Raw genomic sequence first — 14,893 nt, forward strand, 5'->3', positions numbered from 1 at the left:
ACAACAGGAACAGACCCCACTCGTCGCTGGGCAACATCACACCCGGAGAGTTCGCAATGAAGATGGCTATGGAAAAACAGGCCGCATGAGGCCAGATTAAAAACCCAAGACTCTCCCGAAAAATGGAGGGAAGTTGGGTCTCAGGTCACAGACTTTGTAATCGTCGTCGATTCCAACATGGCTTGGTCAAGTCGCGACGCAATCCGGTTCGTTCACCTGATCCAACCCTATGATCCGGAATGGCTTGAAGAGCCAACCCTTCCACGAAACTTTGTAAGAGCTATGCGCGAGGTTCGGTTTAAGACCGGAATTCGGACCGGCGCGGGGCAATCGGAGGTTTCGGTATTCGATGCCTACGAGCTCATCAGATCCGAGGCAGTGGATGTCATCAATCTCACGTATAATCGGGGCGGAGGCATTACTGGATGGGCGAAGCTCGCTGCTGCCGCTGCATTCGCCGATATCCGGATGGGACAAGTCGGCGAACCTCACATCAGCATGCATTTGATGGCAGGTATCTCGAACCCGACTTTCGTTGAATGCTATCCCGACCCAAGCCGAGATCCCATCTGGGCCAACCTCTACAATGATCGCCCGGTGCCGAAAGACGGACATATCGAAGTCCCGGACAAGCCGGGTTTTGGTCTGACCTTCAACGAGAACACCCTGGAAAGTCTCGCGATCGAGCCTTGGTCTTAATCCGGCTCATCCAACTACCGTTGTTTTAGGAATTCTCATGCATCCGATTCACGAAATCGGCGAGCAACGTCCAGAAGCACGTCTGGATGCCAGGCCCGCCAAAGAACTCCTTGACTTTTATGAAGAGCCTCACCTTGAGCGAGAGAAACGCCAGTTTCCATTCTATATAAAGGTGGACTTGGCTCACACGGTGATGCTGGCAGAGCAGGCGATTATTTCGGCGTCTGAAGCACAGGCGATATTAAACTGCTTGCGAGAAGTTGAAGCGCTCGGACCCGACAGGGTCCCTATGGACGCGTCACATGGAAGTCTGCTGTTCCAGATTGAACGGTATCTATTCTCTCGCATCGGTGAGCGCATTGGCGGGCGAATGCACACCGGACGTAGCCGGCTCGATCAGGGACCAACAGCCCGGCGGCTATATAAGCGCGCCGCGACGTTCGAAGTTCTCAAAGGGATAGTGCGCCTGCGCTCTGACTTATTGACACTGGCGTCCAGGCATCATGGGACCATAATGCCTGGATACACCTGCCTTCAACATGCCCATCCCAGCGTTCTAGGCCAGTATCTGCTCAGCTTCTGCAATAAACTTGCGGATGATTTTCAACGACTTGTCGGATCTTACCGGCGCCTCAACATGAATCCGCTTGGTGGGGCGGGGCTTTCGGGTACCTCTTGGCCGATCAACAGGGCGAGAACCACCGAACTCCTCGGGTTCGACGGCTTGGTGAAAAATTCGAGGCTGGTTCGCGAGGCGTACTACGCAGCTGATCTGGCAGGGAATTTGTCGCTTTTGATGGCCACCCTCAATGATCTCGCCACCGACCTGCATATCTGGTCAAGTTATGAATTTGGCTTCGCTGAAACAGCCGACGAACTGTGCGGCACAAGCAGTATCTTCCCACAAAAGAAGAATCCTGCCGCGTTGGAAGCGGTCAAATTCGCGGCCGGAGACGCGGTTACCTGGCTATCAACGGCACTTGCGACCTTTCGGGCAGAAGGCACGGGAGATGTCGTGATGCGGGAGGTCCCGTTGCTCGATAGAGCCTTCGCAGCTGCATCAGGCTCACTGTCGGTAATGTCCGCTGTCATCAAGACAGTGAAGTTCGATGAAAACCGGATGAGGGAGTTAGCGGGGGCAAATTGGTCTACCGCAACAGAGCTGGCAGATGAAATCGTCAGAAAGCGGGGCACGTCGTTCCGCGAGGCCCACAACATAGTTGGTCGGCTCGTTCGAATAGCGACGCTCCGGCACATCGCAGTTTCGGACCTCAACGGAGCACTGCTTGACGAGGCTGCCCGCGAACTGTGTATCGAAGAACCGAATCTGGATGATGTCTCCGTTCGGAATGCTTTTGATGTGGAGGAATTTAGACGTACCAGAACATCCACGGGAAGCATAAATCCTGTCGAGATTGCCGAGCTGCAGGCAGAAGAGAATGATTCTCTCACTATGGATCTGGGGTGGATTGCTGCGACACAGCAGAAGCAGGCCGACGCGGACCAGAAGCTCGAAACGGCGTTGAAGCGCTATCTTTGAACAACGTCACGGGTTCGATGAAGAACGCATCCCATGCGGTGCCATGGATCGGATGGGAGCTCGGGCTCTTCGACGCAGATGGTCGAACGTTACGCATTTTGCCCCGAACGACGGCTGCGAGTACCGGCTTCGATGCCGACGACCCCCGCCTGCTCCGGCGTATCGGAAGTCAGGGATCCTTATGCGGTTCGCTGTCCCCACTCTTCGCACCGACCGCGGCGAGCCGTATGCTGACTCCATTGGGCCGCAGCCAATGTCAGCATATGGCAGGCCCCCACTGCCTCCACGACAACCGGCGGGTTGAGCTCTGAGAGCCTGCTTCGCAATCCATTCTCACCGTCCGCTCCCGGCGCAACCACGACGGACAGCCTATGCTGACGCTGTCCGTTTCAAGCGACCGCGAAATCAGTCTGAGTGACCGACAAGGAGCGCATAGCTGCCGTTCAAAGCCCCTACGACGTCTAGGCGGAGGTAAGTCGACAAATCAAAACCGGACGCGATTCAAACTTTTTCGCCGCCGAACACCGCCGTTATTACGCCTTTTTGCGCACAGGCGGCTCTCTACCTGAGGCAAAGGCGTATGGTCGGCGGTTATAGCGTACTGCAGAGGGCAATCGGCGGTATTTGGCGCACCGCGCCGGGTGATGATGAGAACTATGTCTACGCTATAGCCCTCCTTTGAGCAGTTTCGCCCCAGGATTTCAGCAAACGTGCCGATTGCCCGTTGCACAAAGCGGGCGACTAGACCGCGCGGCCTTAGCTCGCAACGTCCGGACGCATGATGTAGCGCACGTCACTCGAACGTTTCCATACGCTGGCGATATCTGCGAGAGGCATGACCTCACAGGGCGGCGCCCATCCGGCCTCTTGCGCCGCAGCCATGAGCTCGCCAGCGGAGGCCAGATAATCGCGTACGGGAACCGAGCCGATACCTGAGCCAAGAATATCGAGGCCCGAGCTCTGGAGACCGTATCCGGAGAGCGGCACCGTGGCGCCGCCGAGCGTTCCGAGAACCATGTAGATACGTCTCGGCTCGCCTGTAGGCGAACCACGACCTGCCATGGCAGCGGTGAGAACGCGTTCCGCCACCGATCCCCAGACGAAGTCGAGGACGATGTCGACGCGGGCGTCGAACGTCGCCTTCAGAACGGTATCTGCATCCGGTGCGTCGAGCGCGATGCCGGTGTCGGCAGCAAGCCCTTCAAGCTTGTCGGCGGAACGCACCACCGCGATGGTGCGTCCCGCGCCGAGATGGCGTGCAACATTCAGTGCCAGGCGTCCGGCTGCACCGTTGGCACCGGTGACCAGGACCGTTTGTCCAGCTCTGATCGGCACTCGGCGGGTCAGCGCAACCCAGGATGCCAGCCCCGCGGTTGCGACAGCAGCGGCGCGTGTATCGCTCAATCCGTCCGGAAGGGGAACGGTCATCGTCGCCGGGACAAGCGTCCGCTCCGCCAGAGCGCCAAAGGGAGCTTTCGGGAAGAGAAAATAGACGCGGCGGCCCGACGCATCCTTACCCACCCCATCGACGCCGGCCACGAAGCCGTTGCCGTCATCTGACGCCGGTTTCATCGAGGCCCGGGTACGCACGATCGGGCTGATCGGCGCTGCGGTTACGGAAATGACGGCTTCACCATCACCGGCCTCGGGCTCCTTGAAATCGCCGTAGTGGGGGCCAGCCTCAGACGATGTGATGATCGCGGCCTTCATGATGAGTTCTCCAGTTTCTAGGCGTAGATGCCGATGGCCATCCGCTTTGCCCGGGTGCCGCCGGAGGCAGCCTCGGTATCCTTGTTCTGTGCGGAAGGATCAGGACCTGGCGAAATAGGCCTGCATATCCTCGATGTCGCGCTGGTAGATGCCCTGGACCCAGGCTTTGACTTCGTCAGGATCGCCCTCACGGATGGTGAAATTGCCGCACCAATAAACGAGCGCGCGGTTGCCGTCCGTAATCGGAACGACCTGGACCTTACCGCTATAGTCGTGAATCGGAAGCGACGTCGGCGGCAGAAGGGCGTAGCGGAAATATCGCTCGTGGTCCGACAGCGCGATCAGGCGTTCGCGCAATTCATTGCCGCTTTCGAACACCAGGCGACGGACCGCGCCGATCTGATCAACGGCGTGTTCGCCCTCGATATCGCTCGATGCGATGTTGCGTACCCAGCGCGCCGGACCAGAGAAATCCCTCAAACCGGCCCAGACGGTATCTGCATCGGCGTCGATAACACCGCTCGCACAAACCTCGGTCATGTGTTGCCCCTTTCAATGATGCAGGTCGGCCTGCGGCAAAGGCCGCCTGTCGGCATGTGAAACGAGACTGTCAGATAGACACGTCGGGCCATACGATCTATGTGAGATTGTCCCAGAGTTTTACGCGATCGTTCGGATTTGCCATGGACCCGTTGTCCGACCTGCTGTCACTGCTGAAACCCCGGAGCTACATCACCGCCGGTTTCGACGCCGGCGGCGAGTGGGCGCTTTCACTCGATGACCTTGCCGGACGGATCAAATGCTACGCGGTGATCCGCGGCGCGTGCTGGCTGAAGGCGGAGGGGACGGAAAAGGCCGTTCGGCTTGACGCCGGCGAATGCTTCGTGCTGCCGAGCGGGCGGAACGTCATCATCGCCAGCGGCCCTAATGTTGCGCCGCGTCCGGCAAGCGAGGTGCTCGACCCCGACAGCAGCGGCAACGTCATCACCGTCAATGGAGGCGGGGAATGCTACCTGGTCGGGAGTCGCTTCGAGGTCAGCGGACGCCATGCTGCGCTGCTCCTGCGATCGCTGCCGCCCCTCATTCGAATCCGGGCCACCGACGGCCAGGCACGGCTGCGGGGCTTAATCGAAATGATGATGGAGGAGATGCGGGAGGCGCGCGCCGGGTCTTCGCTCATGGCGCAACAGCTTTCGCATATGATGCTGGTCCAGGCGCTGCGTCTTCATGTGGAGGAACAAGGCCCAGACGAGACCGGTTGGCTTGCCGCACTCTCCGATCCACACATCGGCCCGTCAATCCACGCAATTCACGCGGAGCCTGGACGTGCCTGGACGTTGGAGACATTGGCCCGGCAGGTTGGCGAGTCGCGCACCGTTTTCGCGCAACGCTTCAAGCGGAAGGTCGGCGCGACGCCGATCGCCTATCTCACCCGCTGGCGCATGATGCTTGCCGGCGAACGGCTGATCGAAACCCGCGACAGTATCGCCGAAATCGCGACCTCGCTGGGATATATGTCGGAATACGCCTTCGCTGCAGCGTTCAAACGTGAAATGGGGTGTCCGCCGCGTCGCTACTTGCGGGAGACCAGCGGATTGCCGCGTTCCTGAAGCGTTGAATCGATCCAGAAAGCGCGCCGATGGGTGTGGAACTGCGTTGCAGTGGCAGTTCTTCGAAGTCGGACAGCGCCTCAGCGTGGCATGGTGACGCCGACTCGTCCCGAAGGCGGGGAGCCCGGTGCAGACGTTGCGATGCCGACTGGCTGGGCTTCGGCCCTATTGCGACGGGAATGCTTCAAGGCTGGCGGTTGTCGTGACGGATGCGATTGTCTGCAATAGCTTCGCGGTGGGCCGCTGCCCAATCGGCGAGATGCCTTGCCGCTTCGGACAAGGAATGTCCGAGCGGCGTCAGGGCGTATTCGACCTGCGGCGGCGTGGTGTGGCGCACGGTGCGGTCGACCATACCGTCCCGTTCCAGCGTCTTGAGCGTCCTCGTCAGCATCTGCTGCGAAATGCCGCCCACACGCCGCTTAATTTCGTTGAAGCGGTGTGAGCCCGAGCGAAGCGCGACGACCACCTGGATCGTCCACTTGTCGCCGATGCGACTGAGGATCTCGCTTACGGCACGACAGTCGGCGCCGGCTGGCTTGACAGTCATATCCATCTAACCTGCTCCGAAATTTATGCTTTTGACGGCTTCTTTTAAGTCCCATAAATAGCTGTGGTCAACATTTTAGACCTGGTTCCAGGCGTTGCCTCTGGCTGGGTTCAAACACGGAGACCACACGTGAAGCTTTTTTATTATCCCGCCGCCTGCAGCCTTGCCGATCACATAGCGCTCATCGAGGCCGGGCTTGACTACGAGCTCGTCAGCATCGATCGCGAAAAAAGGACCGAGGACAGTCGCGATTTTCTGGCGCTCAACCCGAAGGGCTACATTCCGGCCATTGAAATGAACGACGGCACGATCCTGACGGAGAACCAGGTCATCCTGGCCTATATCGCTGAAAAAAGCGGCAAGCTACTGCCCGAAGATGGCATGCTCAGGTGGCGGACATTCGAGGCGCTCGCCTACATGTCCAGCGAAATCCATGGAGCCTACGCCCCGTTCTTCAGGGATTTCCCCGAACCGGAAAAGCAACGCGCCCGCGAAAAAATCAGGAAGGCTTTCTCTATTCTGGCCAATCAAATGGGCAACAAGGCATTCTTGATCAGCAACGAGATGACGATTGCCGACTGCTATCTCTTCTGGATCCTGATGGTCGCGCCGAGGAGCGGCGTTGATCTGCCCGCAAATCTGCAGAATTGCCTGAACCGCATGAAGGCAATGCCCTCCGTCATCCAGGCGTTCGCGGAAGAGAAGTTGAGCTGACCCAACCCGTTCCGGTTATGAGGTAGCGTTGGCGCGCGCATCCAAATGGCGATGCGCTCGCCACGGCCGTGATCGGACCGCCTTCTCATGGCCGCGTAGCGGGGCGTTCTGATCGTTCAGATTCGGGCGCCACCGGTCGCATCAATCATCTGACCCGTCGTCCAGCGCGCCTCGTTCGATGCGAGGAAGGCGATGACGTCGGCGACGTCTTCCTGGTCGCCGCTTCGAGCGTGGAATCGGCGGCGTTCGGCGTTCGCAGTTTTGTACTGAAATGGCGCACCCGACAGGATTCGAACCTGTGACCTCTGCCTTCGGAGGGCAGCACTCTATCCAGCTGAGCTACGGGTGCCAAGCATCAGCAAATCAGATGCTTGAGGCGTTTCTAGCCGAAGGTGCTTGCCGCTTCAATGGGCTATTTTATCTTTCTGGAACAAAGAGCCGTAGCCAGCGTTTGCCAAGCGTTCCGCTGCCTGAGGAACCAAGGGAGGGTTGCGGCATGGCCATCACACGAGACGAAATCATTTCTGTGCTCGGCCCCGTCGATGAATTCTTGATCGCCGAAATCATGGCATCGGGCGCCACGCTTGAGGAATTGATCCTCGCCTGGGGCTGGATCACCAATGAAGAGGCGCTGGTGCTGCAAGGGATTCCCCGCGCGGGCGGCAGGACGGCGGAGCTGATCGATCTTCTGACGGATGACGACGAAGACGAGCGATAAGGCGTGAAAAAGCCGCCGTCCAGGTCGTGGACAGCGGCTTCTCTAATCTTCAACGCGAAATGGCTTATTCAGCCGCGACGATCTTTCCGTCTTCCCACTTATAGAGCGAGAAGCTGGGCGACGACAGATCGCCGCTCTCGCCATAGGTGAGCTTGCCAATGACCGTGTCGATGGGTTCGCCTGATTTCAGCACCTTGGCCACAGCCTGTGCGTCATCCGCCGAGCCGGCCTTTTCGATGCCGGCCTTCAGCACCTGCACTGCGGCATAGGCATTGAGCGTGAACGCCTCGGCAGGGATCTTCTTCTCCTCGAGCGCCTTGATAACCTCCGCCGCGGCGGGGTTCTTCGTTGCGTCAACAGCGTTGGTGAAGATGGTGCCGGCGGCAGCGTCGCCGCCGATCGCCCAATATTCCGTGTTGGACAGGCCCTCACCGCCGATGATCGTCGCCTTCACACCCTGATCCTTAAGCTGGCGTGCGAGCAGGCCGCCTTCCGGATGATAGCCGCCGAAATAGATCACATCGACCTTGGCTTCCTTGAGCTTGGTGACGAGCGCGCCGAAATCCTTGTCGCCGACATTGAGCGACTCATCGAGCACTTCCTTGACACCGCCCGCATTCAGCGTCGCCTTGAAGGCATCGGCCAGACCCTTGCCGTAGGGGCCCTTGTCGTTGACGATGGCGACCTTCTTGTCTTTGAGGTTCTTCAGGACATATTCGGCGGCAACCTGCGCCTGCTGGTCGTCACGGCCGCAGGTGCGGAACACGTTCCAGAGGTCACGGTTGGTGAGCGTCGGCGTCGTAGCGGTCGGCGTCACCATGAGTGCGCCGTTCTCGGCCAGCACGTCCGAAACGGGCACGGAGGTGCCGGAAAGGACGGGGCCGACCACATAATGGACGCCGTCGCCGACGATCTGGTTGGCGACCGAAACGGCCTGCTTGGGCTCGCCCGCATCATCCATGAGCTTGAGAATGACCTTCTCGCCCTTGATGCCGCCTGCCTTGTTGATGGCCTCGACGGCGCTCTCGGCGCCATTCTTCACCTGAATGCCGTAAGCCGCGACCGGTCCGGTCAGCGGCGCGATCAGGCCGATGGTGATATCGGCTTGGGCGAGCGGCACGAACATGATGCTCGCCGCCAGCGTAACGCTGGAGAACAACGAAAAACGCATGAATTCCTCCTTCATGACAGCCCCCCTGGGGCCATGCTTTGGATATCGCACGATCCCTGAAAGTTGCTGGCTTTTCTGGGCGGGATCATGCGACAAAACACTCTATGCAGGCCGCGCCCGAGAAGCCGGGTGAGCTGCCTGTATCCGGTGAGTTAATGCAGTTCTGCGAGCCGGTTGCAAGAGGCGAACCGGTCTAAGATGGCCGGAAACGCATGAATATTCTCATTTTTCGCCGTTGGAAGCAGCAATCTTCCGGTCGCGGCCTATTGAAAGCATCAATCTTCCGCCTCCAGCATCTCCTTGACCGCCGTCGCCAATTGCTTGAGCGAGAAGGGTTTGGGCAGGAAGCCGAATTTGGCGTCCGCCGGCAAATTCTTCGCGAAAGCGTCCTCCGCATAGCCGGAAACGAAGATGAACTTGATGTCGGGATGCGTTTTACGCAGTTCGCGCAACAGCGTCGGGCCATCCATCTCGGGCATGACGACGTCGGAGACGACAATATCGACACCGCCCTCAATGCTGGCCAGCACCTCCAGCGCCTCCACGCCGGACGAAGCTTCATGCACCGTATAGCCGCGCGATTGCAGCGCCCTCACCCCGCCCATGCGCACCGCATCCTCGTCCTCGACAAGAAGCACCGTCGCCGAGCCGGAGAGGTCGCGTGGCTTTTCGGGCTCCTTCTTCTTTTCCTTCTTGCCGTTTTCCACCGTCGTGCCATCTGCAGCCGTGACGGCAGCTTCCACATGCCTCGGCAGGAATATCTTGAAGGTCGTGCCCTTCCCCACCTCGGAATCGCAGTAGATGAAGCCACCAGTCTGCTTGATGATGCCATAGACCATGGAAAGGCCGAGGCCCGTGCCCTTGCCCACTTCCTTGGTGGTGAAGAACGGCTCAAATATCTTTTCGATCACATCAGGTGCAATGCCCGTGCCGGTATCCTCCACTTCCACAAGCACATAATCGGCAACGGGCAGGTCGCGGTAGTTGAAAGCCGCCGCCTCCGCCTGGTCCACATTGCGGGTCCGGATGGTGATGGTTCCGCCCTCGGGCATGGCGTCGCGCGCATTGACGGCGAGATTGACCGCCACCTGCTCGAACTGCCCCAGATCGGCGCGCACGGGCCAGAGGTCGCGGCCATGGTCGATCTTGAGCTCGATGTCCTTGCCGACGAGGCGGGCGAGCAGCATCCTGAGATCGGCAAGCACATCGGTCAGGTCCAGCACCTCGGGCCGCAGCGTCTGCCGTCGCGAGAAGGCAAGCAACTGCCGCACCAGCGAAGCCGCGCGATTGGCGTTCTGCTTGATGTTCATAATATCGGGGAAGGACGGATCGGACGCGCGATGGTTGGTAAGGAGCAGGTCCGACGACATGATGATCGCCGTCAGCACATTATTGAAATCATGCGCGATACCGCCGGCAAGCTGGCCCACCGCCTGCATCTTCTGGCTTTGCGCCATCTGTCCTTCCAGCGCCTTTTGCTCCGTGGTCTCCACGGCGGAAACGATGGCAGCCTCTTCCGCCGCCTCGCCGCCGACATCCGAGACGGGGCTGACATAGAAGCGGATATGCCGCTGCTCGTCGGTCGGAAGCACCGTATCGATGGGAGATATTTCCGCCTGACCGGCAAAGGCGGCCGCGAGCGCCTTGGAGAAGGCCTCACGGTCGCGTTCATGCACGACATCGGCAAGCTTTATGCCGCCATCGATGGCGTCGCTATCGACAGCGGAAGAGAAGATATCGAGGAAGCGCGCATTGGTGCGCAGCGTCTTGCCCTTGGCATCCACGGCGGCGATCGCCATGGGGGCGGAGTTGAAGAACCGCGTGAAGCGCACTTCCGCCGCGCGGAGCGCCGCCGAAGCATCCTCGCCCTCGGCGCGGTTGAGCACAATGGTGCGGCTCGTGCCGCGCTTCCCGTCGCGCTGCGCCTGCACCCGATGATAAAAGCGCACCGCCAGGCTCTGCCCGTTGAGCTTGGCGAGATCGAGATCGATCACCGTGTTGCGGCTCGAACCCGGATCAGCCTTGACCGAATTGATCAGCGCCATGCCATTGCCCGCGACGATATCATTAAGCATCAGCGAACCCGGCACGAATTTCGTCAGATCGACGCCCAGCCATTCCGCCAGCGTGGCGTTGAGATAGACGATCCGGCCCGCGGCATCGGCGGAGAAGAACCCCGCCGGCGCATGGTCGAGATGGTCGATGGCCTCCTGCAGATCCTGAAAGAAGCGCTCCTGCTCCGCCCTCTCATCCGATATGTCAGCGACCTGCCAGGCAAACAGCGGCCCCTTATGGTCGGGGGTCGAGGCGATGGGCCGCGCCTTGATGCGATACCATGTCGGCCCCACCGCCCGAGGACCGTCGGATGCCGGCGCCATCGCATGGGATAGCCGCACCTCTTCCTGCGCCGGCACGCCGTCGCGCACCGCATTCGACAGGCGGTAGATGGCGTCGGAAGCTGCCGGCTCGCCCGAAAGGATCGTATCGAGGGTGCGCACATCGGTGGCATCGGTCGCGCCTGTCAGCGCGGCATAGGCGTGGTTGGCGTAAACGACACGGCCCCGGCTATCGAGGATAACCGTTCCCTCGGGCTGCGAGTCGATAAAGGCATGAGCCAGATCGTCCCCCAGCACGCGCGGGGTGAACTGGATGATCCCGATGGCGGCACCGAACAGATAGAAGACGCCAACCATGGTCAGCACACCGAGGAGGCCGAGCAGGAAGGCATCGCCCAGCTGGTCGCGGAAGACGAAATAGAGGAAGGCCGCGCCCGTCAGGACGATGCCGAGCACCAGAAGCCGGATCGCCGCTCCGGGCCCCTTGCGTCCCGAGACGATCGGTTTTGGATAAAGATCGGTCCGTGCGTCTTGAGACATATGGCCCTCAACCCTTTTATTCTATTTCTATCGGCCTTTCAGCCGCCATGAAATGCCGAATATCCGATTCGCAATGGCTTGGATCATACATTCCCGGATACGGGAACCCATACGCAGGAAAATCCGGCAATTAAAGCAGGCAGCGCGACCATTGAGTGTAACAAGGCCGCATTCTCGCCCGATTCGCCATGTTTTCTGTTGGTTACAAGGCGATAACAAGAATAGTTCGTTTTCTGATTGTTTCCTTCGACAGCTTTCGTCGGATATCCTGACCGGGAAAATTAAAAAGCATTCCGGCAAGGCAACGGGGATATGCAGCCACGGCTGCAGTTCTTAAGGAGAAGAGTGGATGTACGAGTGGCTGAGTGGAATTGTCGGCGAGAATGCCGCCCGCGTGGCGGGCTTCATCCTCCTGTTCCTGCTGATCCTTGCGGCGATCGTGGCGGTGCTGACGGTCATTCGCCGCGTGACCGGCGGAACTTTCGTCGCTGGCGGACGCGGACGCGCGCCGCGCCTCTCCGTCATGGACGCGGCCGCGGTCGATAGCCGCCGCCGGCTGGTCCTGGTCCGGCGCGACGATGTCGAGCACCTGCTCCTTATCGGCGGTCCGACCGATATCGTCGTGGAGCAAAATATCCAGGCGGCCCGCGCGAAAGACCGCCCATCCGCCGCGAAGACGGAACTAGCGGAACCGGAACCGCGCGCCGAGCGCCCTGCACCCGCCGCTCCTGTTGCCGAAGCGCAGGAAGCCGAACCCTCCCTCGCGCCTGAACCGGCCCCTGCCGCACCCGCCGTCGCCGCGCCGGTGAGTAATCCGGCGCCCGCCGCGAGGCAGGCTCCTCCGGCTTCGGTGACGCCATTCCCCGAAAGGCATCCGGAGCGTCCGCGTCCCACCGTCGCAGCGGTCAGGCCGGCGCCGCAGCCGCAACAACCGGCCCAATCGGCGCAGCACTCGCCTGCGCCCGCCGCCGCCCGGCCCGTGCCGCAATTCAGCCAGCCGCCGCGCCCGGCGCCGGTTCCGCCGCAGCCGCAGTCCCGCACGACCGCGCCCCAACCAGCTGCTCCCCAGCCCGTGCGCGCTCATCCGGCCTATCCGCTGAGCCAGGTGGCGCAGGGTGTGATCAGCGCCACGTCGGGCCTTGCCGCCGCCTCGGGAAGCAGCAGCACGGCGGGCCTCAACGTCGCCCCTGCCCGCGAAACGCCGCAGCCGCGCGCCGAGACGACCCCGGCACGGACCGCCCCGTCCTTCGCAAATTTCGACCAGCCCGAGGCCCGCGCGCCCCGCATCGAGGAGACCTCCGTCACGCCCTTCCCTTCGGCTCCGGCTGCGCGGGAGGACGTCTCCGGCAAGCTCGATACGTTCGCAGACGATTTGCACGATTCCATGTTCGACGAGCTAACCCTCGACGAGATCCAGCTGGATGACGAACCCTCGAACGAACTCAACATCTCCGCTGCCGGACATGAGCCGCAGGACGAAGCGGTCAACCAGCTTGAGGACGAAATGGAAAAGCTGCTCGGCGAATTGTCGAGAAGCAGGAGGAACTGACGGCAGGAAATAAGGGGCCGCGATACCATAGGCAGATGTCACCACAGGAGAGCGCAGCATGAACACCGCCTTCATCGGCCTCGATTACATCGTCGATATCGTGGACCCGAACGGCAAGATTGCCGCCTCGGCTCAGCAGGTAAAAGAGCACGGTGTGATCGCCAAGGCCAATGAAGCCTTGAAGATCGCCCGCGACAAGGGCTGGCTCAGCATTCTGGTCAAAGTCGGCTTCTCCCGCGGATACAAGGACCAGCCGAAAAACTCGCCGCTCTTCGGCCGCGCCAATGAGCTGGACGCGCTGGCGCTCGACGGTCCGGGCACCGGTTTTCATGAAGACCTTCGCTCGGATTTCGCTGATCTCATCATGGTCAAGCCAAGGGTGAGCCCCTTCTACGGCACCGGCCTCGAGGCGGCTCTGCGCGCGAACCGGATAGAACGGCTCATCATTGCAGGCGTCAGCAGCCCATGGGCGGTCGAAGCCGCCACGCGCGACGCGCATGACCGGGATTACGAGGTCTATATTGCCGAGGACGCCTGCGCCGCCGCGCGCGCGGAAGAGCACGAAGCCGCGATGAAGCGGCTCGCCCGCATCGCCAAGATCATCCACGTCGGCGATATGCACACTCTGTGATCCGCCCCGCATGAGGATTGCACTTCCCGGCATCACATGGCGTCCGCTTCTGCGGGCACTGGTATCGGTAGCACCATTCGTCCTTCTATCACTGATCTTGAGCCAGCCTGTCTGGCTCCAGGCCGCCTTAGTGGCGATTTCAGCGCAAATAGCATGGGAACGCACTGGATTGGCGCCCCTTGGGGTAATCCTGCACGGGGTCGCAATAGCCTCCGGCTTTCTGCTTCTGTTCTTTGCGCTTCTCGTCCCGGCAGTTTTTGTCGCAGCTTGTGCGTTGATGGCGGCTGGAACAATCCGCCTTGCAGCCGAGGGCAGCAAATTCCGCTCGCTCGGCAATTTCACTTTCATCCCCGCTCTCTATCTCGCCTGCGAGACGGGAGAAAACCTGCCCCATGATCTTTACTGGCCAACGGCGCTGGCCTTTCTTCCCTACATCACCCTTGCGATCATCCCCGTTATTATCCAGGCCGGGATAGAGCATATGCGCGCGGGAAGAGCTCATCCGGACGGCCTCCGCCATCTCATACGGCTGACCCGAGACAAATCGCACGGAAATCGCAGCCCTTACCTGGAAGACATGGCGGCGGTCATTCTTGCCGTCGGCACGGCTGCATTTCTCGTCGAGTGGCAAGGCCTCGATCATGGACAATGGGTGATCTGGTCGGCTGCCAGCGTCGTGACGGGCGATACGGCAAGCTCGCGGTTGAAATTGCGCGACCGGACGACGGGTGCACTGATCGGCGTTCCGGTCGGGATTCTCCTCGGCTTCGCCATGCCGCACTCCGCGATTGCGTATGGCCTCGCCTCGCTGGGCGCAATCCTGACGCTTGTGGCGTTCGAGCGTTATGTCATCGGCTTCGGCACGCGCTGCGCTTTGATCGCGCTCGCCTTGCTGCTCTCCGGCCAATCGGTTGCAATAGCCAGCGAGCGCGTGCTCAACGTCATTCTGGGAGGAATTATCGGCGTGCTATTCGTCCTGGTCGCTCATATGGTGACGCGGCATATGAAGCTCCCGGCCAGGAAATAGGGCAATTCGCCACCGGGCAGCACAGGATGCCGATTGAATCGGGCATCCTGTTCAATATTCAAGTTTGCACACGATTCTCGAAAAGTCTGCGACCTCTCGAG

13 protein-coding genes, 1 tRNA gene and 1 pseudogene are annotated in these 14,893 nt (G+C 60.6%); 8 read left to right on the forward strand and 7 right to left on the reverse strand.

The window, feature by feature from the left end; genetic code table 11:
• Positions 1–114: 114 nt before the first annotated feature.
• Both ACOWVG_RS18255 and argH read left to right on the forward strand, forming a co-directional pair.
• Positions 115–699 (forward strand): annotated as a pseudogene (locus ACOWVG_RS18255) (enolase C-terminal domain-like protein); the annotation flags it as partial.
• A gap of 37 nt (positions 700–736) precedes the next feature.
• A complete protein-coding gene (argH, locus tag ACOWVG_RS18260) occupies positions 737–2,239 on the forward strand; it encodes an argininosuccinate lyase (RefSeq protein ID WP_420963781.1) in 1,503 nt (500 codons plus the stop codon).
• Between the two features lie 756 nt (positions 2,240–2,995).
• Here the strand turns inward: argH and ACOWVG_RS18265 are convergent.
• Positions 2,996–3,811 (reverse strand): zinc-binding alcohol dehydrogenase family protein, encoded by an 816-nt coding sequence (locus ACOWVG_RS18265; protein WP_420963782.1) that lies wholly within the window; start codon positions 3,809–3,811, stop codon positions 2,996–2,998.
• A 237-nt stretch (positions 3,812–4,048) separates the two neighbouring features.
• Positions 4,049–4,489 (reverse strand): SRPBCC family protein, encoded by a 441-nt coding sequence (locus ACOWVG_RS18270; RefSeq protein WP_420963783.1) that lies wholly within the window; start codon positions 4,487–4,489, stop codon positions 4,049–4,051.
• A gap of 143 nt (positions 4,490–4,632) precedes the next feature.
• On the opposite strand from ACOWVG_RS18270, the gene ACOWVG_RS18275 reads away from it, so the two are divergent.
• Positions 4,633–5,559: an AraC family transcriptional regulator gene (locus ACOWVG_RS18275; protein ID WP_420963784.1), complete on the forward strand. Its 927-nt coding sequence runs from the start codon at positions 4,633–4,635 to the stop codon at positions 5,557–5,559.
• Positions 5,560–5,743: 184 nt separating this feature from the next.
• Here the strand turns inward: ACOWVG_RS18275 and ACOWVG_RS18280 are convergent, their stop codons facing one another.
• Positions 5,744–6,112 (reverse strand): winged helix-turn-helix transcriptional regulator, encoded by a 369-nt coding sequence (locus tag ACOWVG_RS18280; RefSeq protein ID WP_420963785.1) that lies wholly within the window; start codon positions 6,110–6,112, stop codon positions 5,744–5,746.
• A gap of 57 nt (positions 6,113–6,169) precedes the next feature.
• Here ACOWVG_RS18280 and ACOWVG_RS18285 point away from each other — a divergent pair, with 57 nt between their 5' ends.
• Positions 6,170–6,820: a glutathione binding-like protein gene (locus tag ACOWVG_RS18285; RefSeq protein ID WP_420963786.1), complete on the forward strand. Its 651-nt coding sequence runs from the start codon at positions 6,170–6,172 to the stop codon at positions 6,818–6,820.
• Positions 6,821–6,936: 116 nt separating this feature from the next.
• Here the strand turns inward: ACOWVG_RS18285 and ACOWVG_RS18290 are convergent, their stop codons facing one another.
• Together ACOWVG_RS18290 and ACOWVG_RS18295 are read right to left on the reverse strand one after the other, a co-directional pair.
• Positions 6,937–7,107 carry an SDR family oxidoreductase gene (locus ACOWVG_RS18290; protein WP_420963830.1) on the reverse strand — a complete coding sequence of 57 codons (171 nt, stop codon included), beginning with the start codon at positions 7,105–7,107 and terminating at the stop codon, positions 6,937–6,939.
• Positions 7,093–7,169, reverse strand: a tRNA-Arg gene (locus ACOWVG_RS18295). The genes ACOWVG_RS18290 and ACOWVG_RS18295 overlap by 15 nt, the downstream gene beginning before the upstream one ends.
• A 147-nt stretch (positions 7,170–7,316) precedes the next feature.
• On the opposite strand from ACOWVG_RS18295, the gene ACOWVG_RS18300 reads away from it, so the two are divergent.
• Entirely contained in the window at positions 7,317–7,538 is a 222-nt protein-coding gene (locus ACOWVG_RS18300; protein ID WP_420963788.1) for a hypothetical protein, read from the forward strand.
• A gap of 64 nt (positions 7,539–7,602) precedes the next feature.
• Here ACOWVG_RS18300 and ACOWVG_RS18305 read toward each other — a convergent pair whose 3' ends face one another.
• Positions 7,603–8,709, reverse strand: coding sequence for a branched-chain amino acid ABC transporter substrate-binding protein (locus ACOWVG_RS18305; RefSeq protein WP_420963789.1), 1,107 nt, complete (start codon positions 8,707–8,709; stop codon positions 7,603–7,605).
• Between the two features lie 275 nt (positions 8,710–8,984).
• Complete coding sequence (cckA, locus tag ACOWVG_RS18310; RefSeq protein ID WP_420963790.1) at positions 8,985–11,585, reverse strand: cell cycle histidine kinase CckA; 2,601 nt, start codon at positions 11,583–11,585, stop codon at positions 8,985–8,987.
• 349 nt (positions 11,586–11,934) lie between these two features.
• Here cckA and ACOWVG_RS18315 point away from each other — a divergent pair, with 349 nt between their 5' ends.
• The 3 genes from ACOWVG_RS18315 (at position 11,935) to ACOWVG_RS18325 (ending at position 14,792) form a co-directional block, all read left to right on the forward strand.
• Positions 11,935–13,134 (forward strand): flagellar biosynthetic protein FliO, encoded by a 1,200-nt coding sequence (locus ACOWVG_RS18315; protein WP_420963791.1) that lies wholly within the window; start codon positions 11,935–11,937, stop codon positions 13,132–13,134.
• A 58-nt stretch (positions 13,135–13,192) separates the two neighbouring features.
• On the forward strand, positions 13,193–13,765 hold the full coding sequence (locus ACOWVG_RS18320) for an isochorismatase family cysteine hydrolase (protein WP_420963792.1): 573 nt from the start codon (positions 13,193–13,195) through the stop codon (positions 13,763–13,765).
• 277 nt (positions 13,766–14,042) lie between these two features.
• The gene (locus tag ACOWVG_RS18325) at positions 14,043–14,792 is read left to right on the forward strand and encodes an FUSC family protein (RefSeq protein ID WP_420963793.1); all 750 of its coding nucleotides are present in this window, start codon (positions 14,043–14,045) and stop codon (positions 14,790–14,792) included.
• The last annotated feature ends 101 nt before the right edge of the window (positions 14,793–14,893 follow it).

The organism is Brucella sp. IR073, from assembly GCF_049065735.1.
Taxonomy (GTDB): Bacteria; Pseudomonadota; Alphaproteobacteria; order Rhizobiales; family Rhizobiaceae; genus Paramesorhizobium.

Excerpts from the sequence above, each read along its gene's own strand:
- argH (WP_420963781.1), top strand. The coding sequence starts at position 737 with ATGCATCCGATTCACGAAATCGGCGAGCAACGTCCAGAAGCACGTCTG.
- ACOWVG_RS18265 (WP_420963782.1), bottom strand. The coding sequence starts at position 3,811 with ATGAAACCGGCGTCAGATGACGGCAACGGCTTCGTGGCCGGCGTCGAT.
- ACOWVG_RS18270 (WP_420963783.1), bottom strand. The coding sequence starts at position 4,489 with ATGACCGAGGTTTGTGCGAGCGGTGTTATCGACGCCGATGCAGATACC.
- ACOWVG_RS18275 (WP_420963784.1), top strand. The coding sequence starts at position 4,633 with ATGGACCCGTTGTCCGACCTGCTGTCACTGCTGAAACCCCGGAGCTAC.
- ACOWVG_RS18280 (WP_420963785.1), bottom strand. The coding sequence starts at position 6,112 with ATGGATATGACTGTCAAGCCAGCCGGCGCCGACTGTCGTGCCGTAAGC.
- ACOWVG_RS18300 (WP_420963788.1), top strand. The coding sequence starts at position 7,317 with ATGGCCATCACACGAGACGAAATCATTTCTGTGCTCGGCCCCGTCGAT.
- ACOWVG_RS18305 (WP_420963789.1), bottom strand. The coding sequence starts at position 8,709 with ATGCGTTTTTCGTTGTTCTCCAGCGTTACGCTGGCGGCGAGCATCATG.
- cckA (WP_420963790.1), bottom strand. The coding sequence starts at position 11,585 with ATGTCTCAAGACGCACGGACCGATCTTTATCCAAAACCGATCGTCTCG.
- ACOWVG_RS18315 (WP_420963791.1), top strand. The coding sequence starts at position 11,935 with ATGTACGAGTGGCTGAGTGGAATTGTCGGCGAGAATGCCGCCCGCGTG.
- ACOWVG_RS18320 (WP_420963792.1), top strand. The coding sequence starts at position 13,193 with ATGAACACCGCCTTCATCGGCCTCGATTACATCGTCGATATCGTGGAC.
- ACOWVG_RS18325 (WP_420963793.1), top strand. The coding sequence starts at position 14,043 with ATGGCGGCTGGAACAATCCGCCTTGCAGCCGAGGGCAGCAAATTCCGC.